This is a genomic window from Pseudomonadota bacterium, from assembly GCA_022361155.1.
Taxonomy (GTDB): domain Bacteria; phylum Myxococcota_A; class Polyangia; order Polyangiales; family JAKSBK01; genus JAKSBK01.
The window spans coordinates 1-5912 of record JAKSBK010000292.1 but is presented as its reverse complement, the minus strand read 5'-3'; the positions used below and the strand labels follow the sequence as shown (position 1 = coordinate 5912).

Annotated in this window: 8 protein-coding genes; 6 read left to right on the top strand and 2 right to left on the bottom strand. The window is 65.5% G+C overall.

What is annotated here, in order from left to right; translation table 11 throughout:
* The 4 genes from MJD61_11050 to MJD61_11035 all read left to right on the top strand — a co-directional run.
* Positions 1-792, top strand: a 792-nt coding sequence (locus MJD61_11050; GenBank protein ID MCG8555806.1) for an RCC1 repeat-containing protein, incomplete at its 5' end; no start/stop codon positions are given.
* Between the two features lie 28 nt (positions 793-820).
* Complete coding sequence (locus MJD61_11045) at positions 821-1045, top strand: hypothetical protein (GenBank protein ID MCG8555805.1); 225 nt, start codon at positions 821-823, stop codon at positions 1043-1045.
* Between the two features lie 112 nt (positions 1046-1157).
* Positions 1158-1379, top strand: coding sequence for a type II toxin-antitoxin system Phd/YefM family antitoxin (locus MJD61_11040; GenBank protein MCG8555804.1), 222 nt, complete (start codon positions 1158-1160; stop codon positions 1377-1379).
* Positions 1376-1750 (top strand): PIN domain-containing protein, encoded by a 375-nt coding sequence (locus MJD61_11035; GenBank protein ID MCG8555803.1) that lies wholly within the window; start codon positions 1376-1378, stop codon positions 1748-1750. The genes MJD61_11040 and MJD61_11035 overlap by 4 nt, the downstream gene beginning before the upstream one ends.
* A 9-nt stretch (positions 1751-1759) precedes the next feature.
* Here the strand turns inward: MJD61_11035 and MJD61_11030 are convergent, their stop codons facing one another.
* Both MJD61_11030 and MJD61_11025 read right to left on the bottom strand, forming a co-directional pair.
* Positions 1760-2881 carry a VWA domain-containing protein gene (locus MJD61_11030; protein ID MCG8555802.1) on the bottom strand — a complete coding sequence of 374 codons (1122 nt, stop codon included), beginning with the start codon at positions 2879-2881 and terminating at the stop codon, positions 1760-1762.
* Positions 2882-2894: 13 nt separating this feature from the next.
* Positions 2895-3308: a hypothetical protein gene (locus tag MJD61_11025; GenBank protein MCG8555801.1), complete on the bottom strand. Its 414-nt coding sequence runs from the start codon at positions 3306-3308 to the stop codon at positions 2895-2897.
* A gap of 324 nt (positions 3309-3632) precedes the next feature.
* Here MJD61_11025 and lpdA point away from each other — a divergent pair, with 324 nt between their 5' ends.
* Both lpdA and lipB read left to right on the top strand, forming a co-directional pair.
* Complete coding sequence (gene lpdA, locus MJD61_11020) at positions 3633-5042, top strand: dihydrolipoyl dehydrogenase (GenBank protein ID MCG8555800.1); 1410 nt, start codon at positions 3633-3635, stop codon at positions 5040-5042.
* 73 nt (positions 5043-5115) lie between these two features.
* Positions 5116-5811: a lipoyl(octanoyl) transferase LipB gene (lipB, locus tag MJD61_11015; GenBank protein MCG8555799.1), complete on the top strand. Its 696-nt coding sequence runs from the start codon at positions 5116-5118 to the stop codon at positions 5809-5811.
* Positions 5812-5912 lie beyond the last annotated feature (101 nt).

The window sequence follows — 5912 nt, the reverse complement described above, 5'->3', positions numbered from 1 at the left end:
GGCCTGACCGATGCTGCGGAAGTCAGCGCGGGGCGTGACCACACCTGTGCGCGACTGAAGAGCGGCCACCTCAAGTGCTGGGGCCGTAACAGCGCCAGGCAGCTTGGGGCGGTGGCAGCCACCGATCACAGCACTCCGGTCGACGTTGCGGGCGTCACAGACGCCGTCGAAATCGCCGCGGGAGCAGACCACAGCTGCGCTCGACTCAACAGTGGCCAGGTAAGTTGCTGGGGACGAAACGACGTGGGGCAGCTCGGAGACGGGTCAACGACCAGCAGTGCCATGCCGGTCGCCGTTGCCGGGCTTGTCGACGCAGCCGAAATCGTCGCTGGCCGCGACCACACGTGCGCGCGACCGAGCAGCGGCCACCTGGTTTGCTGGGGCGACAACAGCCGAGGCCAGCTCGGAGACGCAACCACGATGAACAGCAACATGCCGGTCGCTGTCGCGGGGGTCGCTGCTGCAGTCGAAGTCAGCGCAGGCCGTAGCCACACCTGCGCGCTGCTCGCCACGGGAGATGCCAAGTGCTGGGGACGCAATCAGTCCGGGCAGCTTGGCAGCTCCAACACCACGGACAGCACCTCGCCGCTCGACGTCACGGGATTGACTACGGCTGTCGAAGTTGCCGCGGGCGCGGACCACGTTTGCGCCCGCCTGGACACGGGCCGGGTGCACTGCTGGGGACGCAACGACCTCGGGCAGCTCGGCAACGGCACCACCGCCAACGCCACCATGCCGACCGCCGTGAGCGATCTGTGTGCCGGCGTTCCTCGACACGCCGGACTTGAATAGGACCCACAAATGGGCCAAGGTCCCGAGCATGTCGTCTCCACAACCACAAGGCGCATCCGGCCAAAGCGAACCTCCGGGGCTCCCGGAAGTACACGACGAAGCGGCCGACACGCCCTCCTGGGTGCCCCTCGCAGGTTTCACGCTCCTGGCCGTCGTCTCGCTGCTCGCGGTGGCGAGATTCCACTCCGGGGGCGACCCAGGCAGCAACGGCTCGGGCGACACCCAAGTCCAGGCGCAACCCTCATCGGGATGACCCCGGGATAGGTTCCCTAGACGTACGTAACCCTCATCGAGGTGACCCTCATCGGGGTGACCCCGGGATGGGTTTCCTGGACGTACGTACAGTTTACTGATATCGTACGTACATGACTACGGCAACCGACTTGCGCCGCGACATCTACCGGCTGCTCGATTCCGTTTTGGAAACTGGCAAGCCGCTGGAGATAGAACGCAAAGGGCATGTCCTGCGCATCAGCCGGGTGGACTCACCGGACCCTCTCGCTCGTATCCAACCACTGCCGGACTTGATCGTCGGGGATCCGGCCGACCTCGAGCACGTGGACTGGTCGGGCGAGTGGCGTCCGTGATCTACTTGGATACGAACGTCATCGGTTGGCTTGCGGCTGCTCCCGACCAGCTATCGAACACAGCCAAGAACCGGATCCGAGAGGCTGTGCAACTTCTGGTTTCTCCGATGGTGGAACTGGAAGTCGAGTATCTGCATGAGATTGGACGTTTGCGTCTTTCATCGCGGGACGTTTTCGCGCACGTTAGGACGGCGCTCGAAATCCGGGTCTGCGGCAAGCCGTTCCATGCAGTCGTCGAGATGGCGAAGCGACTGCGATGGACTCGGGACCCGTTCGATCGTCTGATAGTCGCTCAGGCGGCGCTGGACGACCAACCGCTGGTCACGCGAGACAAGGCGGTTTTGGCCAACTACAGGTCCGCCGTCTGGTGATGGGCTGTGTCAGGAGCCGACCGAGACGTCGGCTTGCGCCCTGATCTCGAGGTTGAGCGCGGGTCCACGCTTGCGCGACGGGCGCCGGGGCGCGCCCAGCCGGGAGGTGTCGAAAGGCGGTGGCCGGTTGGGATCGCATCCGGGCCGGAACCCCGAAGCATCGAAGTCGTAACTCAACGCGCCCTTGCCAAGCATCTGCGAAACTGCCTCGACCGTGACCGTGTGCAGTCCGGCTCGTGCGGGACTGCAGTAGCTCAGAAGGTAGTAGCTACGCATGACCTGGATGATGCGTTTGCCGATCTGGCGGAAACCCTCTGCCAGGGCCCCGGCGTCCTCGACACGCAGGTAGCCGTCCCGGCCGATGTCACCCAGGGTGCCATCGTCGATTTCGCCCCCGACGCCGATGGCGTATACCGAGTGGGCACTCTCGTCCAACGCGTTCATCATGTCGCCGTAGGACACTCGGTGGGCGCGATCGGTACCGTCGGTGAACACAACCAAGGTACCGAAACGCAACGGTGCGCGGGAACGCACGATGCCTCGATCGAGCTCGCCCAGCGCTTCCACCACGGCGCCGTGCAGGTTGGTGGAGGGATCTCTGCCCCGCAAGCGGTCGAGCCGCACCAGACCTCGGGACGTCCTGCGCCCCGAACGCGTGAAGGGAGTCACCACGTAGAGCTTGGCGGCCCCGTCAAAGGCGTACACGGCGACGCGCTGGTAGGCTTGCAGAGTCGAGAGGAACTCCGATGCCGCCGCGTAGACCAGCTGCGCCTGCCCGCTCTCGGTGACGCTCGCGCTGATGTCGACCAGCAGAATCGTGTAGTGCTCGGCGGCGATCTCCGGATTCACGATCGTCTGGCGGCTCTCGTTTAGCGAAACGAGTTGCCCGTCTTCGTAGATGTTGAAGTCGGTGGCGAGCAGGTCTGCCACGGGGACGGCCTCACGAGTCTCGACGGTGAAGAACACCGCCACGTTGCTGGGACGCTGGTACGCCGCCTGTACCATGCCGAGCTGAAGGCCTCCCGCACAGCCCAAGAGCCCAATGCCACAAGAAAACGAGAGCAAGCGAAGCGCAACCGCCCCCGAGCAAGGATGCAGGCGTGCCGGTCGTGGTGCGAACGTTCGACGCACGCTGCGCACCATATCACAGGCTTGGTCCTTCGCCTGACACCTCCCTCTCGAAACCGCCCGGCGGATCAGGAAGGGTCAGGGCGAGACGCCAGCGCCCGCCCTCCTGGACCACCGGTACCTCGACCAGGTGGGAGGAGTCCTCCGACTGAACCACGACCAGCGTGCGTCCCTGCCGTTGCCGCACCTTCAAGGATGCAGTCTCCGAGGGCGTGAACCGCAGGCGGAAGCGGCCGGCAGCGATCATCTCCCAGGGCTCGAAGCTCCGGCCCGCAAGCGTCACCGCCCGGCGCGCGCGACGCGCCAGGGCGCGGCGTGCCGGCTCACTCAAGAGCGCATAGGCAGCCCGGACGGCCTCCCGGTCGTGCCGGCTGCGATCCATGGCCGCCAGAAACAGGCTCACCGCACCGTCGGGGGTCGCATCGCTCACCTTGTGGCGGCATCCCGGCGCGGCACACGCCAGCCACGCGGCGAACGCAAGCAACGCTGGGGGTCGTCCCAGACAACGGGACCCCACGTGCCGGCTGCGGGCTGGTACGCTTTGCCGCCACGCGAGCCAGCCATCCCGTTTCGGCATCCTGGTCCCGACCATACTGCGCAGGCTGCGGCGCCGCCAGTAGGCGGCTACGAGCGTGGCTTCGCACGCTGCAGTTGACGATACGTCGACAACGGTTAGGGTCCAACAATAGCCGCTCGAGCTATTCCAGGATGGAACCCTGAGCTTTTTGGCCATCAAACAGCGAGGACGCAGATCATGTCCGGCGACAACACCTACGATGCGATCGTGATTGGCAGCGGCCCTGGCGGCTACGTAGCCGCCATACGGCTCGGTCAGCTCGAGCAAAGGACTCTGCTGGTCGAACGGGAGTACGTGGGCGGAGTGTGCCTCAACTGGGGCTGCATCCCTTCCAAGGCGCTGATCGCTGCTTCGGGTCTAGTAGACAAGCTGCGGCGCGCCGAGATCATGGGGATCACGACCGCCGGCCTGAACGTCGATGTCGGCAAGATGCAGTCATGGAAAGACGGTATCGTGTCGCGGCTTACCGGCGGCGTGCGCAACCTGGTCAAGGGTAGCGGCGGCACCATCGTCATGGGCGAAGGCAAGCTCACGGGCCCGCGCTCGGTGGATGTGACCAAGGAGGACGGTTCGGTCGAGAGCTATCAGGCGACCAAGGGCATCATCGTTGCGACGGGCGCGGAGCCGATCCGCATTCCAGGCTTCGATACAGACGGCGAGGTGCTGATCACGGCCCGCGAGGCCGTTAGTTTGCAGCACGTGCCAAAAACCTTGCTCCTGATCGGAGGAGGCATCATCGGCATGGAGCTCGGTATGGTCTACCAGAAGCTCGGCTCGCGCGTGATCGTGGTCGAGCTGATGGATCAACTGCTGCCGGGCGTGGACCTCGACATGGTCAAGGTCGTGCAACAGAACTTCAAGAAGGCCGGCGGCGAGGTCCTGCTGCAGGCTCGCGCCACAGACTGCCAGGTCCGCGATGGCAAGGCGCGCGTTCGCGTTGACTACCACAACGAGACCCGGGAAATCGAGGCCGACAAGGTGCTGGTGGCGGTGGGGTTCAGGCCGTTGTCCAAGTCGATCGGCCTCGAGGCGGCCGGCGTGGCCACCGACGAACGCGGGCATCTCATCACCAACGAGCTCATCCAGACCAACGTTCCCGGCATCTACGCGATCGGTGACGTGAGCGGGCCTCCTTACTTGGCCCACAAAGCTTCGAAGGAAGGCGAAATCGCAGCCGAGGTCATCGCGGGTCACAAGGCGGCCCGCGACTGGCGCGCCATGCCGGCCGCCATCTTCACGGACCCGGAGATCGCGACCGTAGGCTTGAGCGAGACCGAAGCGCGCAGGCAGGGTCGCGACATCAAGATCGGCAAGTTCCCCTTCGCCGTCTCGGGTCGCGCCATGGCCGTGAACGAGACGCACGGTTTCGTCAAGACGATCATAGATGCCAAGGGCAAGCAGCTGCTCGGCGTGGGCATCGTCGGACCCGAGGCCTCCGACCTCATCGCCGAGGGGGCGCTGGCGCTCGAAATGTGCGCGTTCGCTGAAGATGTGGGCCTGACCGTGCATCCCCATCCCACGCTGAGCGAGTCGGTCATGGAGTCGTTCAAGCACGCCGTCGGGGAAGCGATCCACATCCGCAACTGATCGCTCGTGCTGTACCTGATGCGGTTGGAGGCGCCTGCGCGGTTCGACGTTGGTGACCGACACGGGCTCGGTCATGCAGCTTAGGTCGCTGTCGGTCCATTGGCTCGGTCGCATCGGCTACGACGCGGCTCTCGCACTGCAGGACAGGCTGGTCGAGCTGCGCCGCGGCCGCGCCGCCGCGGATACCTTGCTGCTGCTCGAGCACGATCCGGTGGTGACCATGGGACGCGGCGGTCGGCCGGAACACGTGCTGCATACCCGCGAGGAGCTGGACCGCCGCGGAGTTCAGCTCCGAGACAGCGGCCGCGGCGGCGACGCCACCTACCACGGCCCAGGACAGCTGGTCGGCTACCCCATCCTGGACCTCGGCCCCGATCGGCGCGACGTGCGCCGCTACGTGACCGATCTCGAGGAGGTCATGATTCGGCTGGCGATGCTGTACGGGCTCCGAGCGCGTCGAATCGACGGGCTGCGGGGGGTGTGGGTCGACGATCGCAAGCTGGGGGCGGTGGGGGTGCGCATCAGCCGCTGGGTGACCAAGCACGGCTTCGCGCTAAACGCCGAAACCGACCTCGAGAACTTCGGGCTGATCGTGCCCTGCGGGATCAGCAACTGCCAGGTCACCTCGGTTGCTCGCGAAACAGGGCGGCCCATCGACCTCGAGCGGCTTGCGAAACAGACCGGCAGGGTGTTCGCCGAGGTGTTCGCGTGCGAGCCAAGGTGGCACGATGGCCCACCAACGGCCTTGCCGGAAGCGCCGGATCCGTGATTCCTTGGGGCCCGCGGAAGAACGACTCTTCCATTTCGCCGGTTCTGACCACCGCTGGCCATGTTGCTCCTCCTCGAAGTATCCCCAATACTCCTCGTCGT

Coding starts and splice junctions, on each gene's coding strand:
- lipB (MCG8555799.1), top strand. CDS start 5,116: ATGCAGCTTAGGTCGCTGTCGGTCCATTGGCTCGGTCGCATCGGCTAC.
- lpdA (MCG8555800.1), top strand. CDS start 3,633: ATGTCCGGCGACAACACCTACGATGCGATCGTGATTGGCAGCGGCCCT.
- MJD61_11040 (MCG8555804.1), top strand. CDS start 1,158: ATGACTACGGCAACCGACTTGCGCCGCGACATCTACCGGCTGCTCGAT.
- MJD61_11045 (MCG8555805.1), top strand. CDS start 821: ATGTCGTCTCCACAACCACAAGGCGCATCCGGCCAAAGCGAACCTCCG.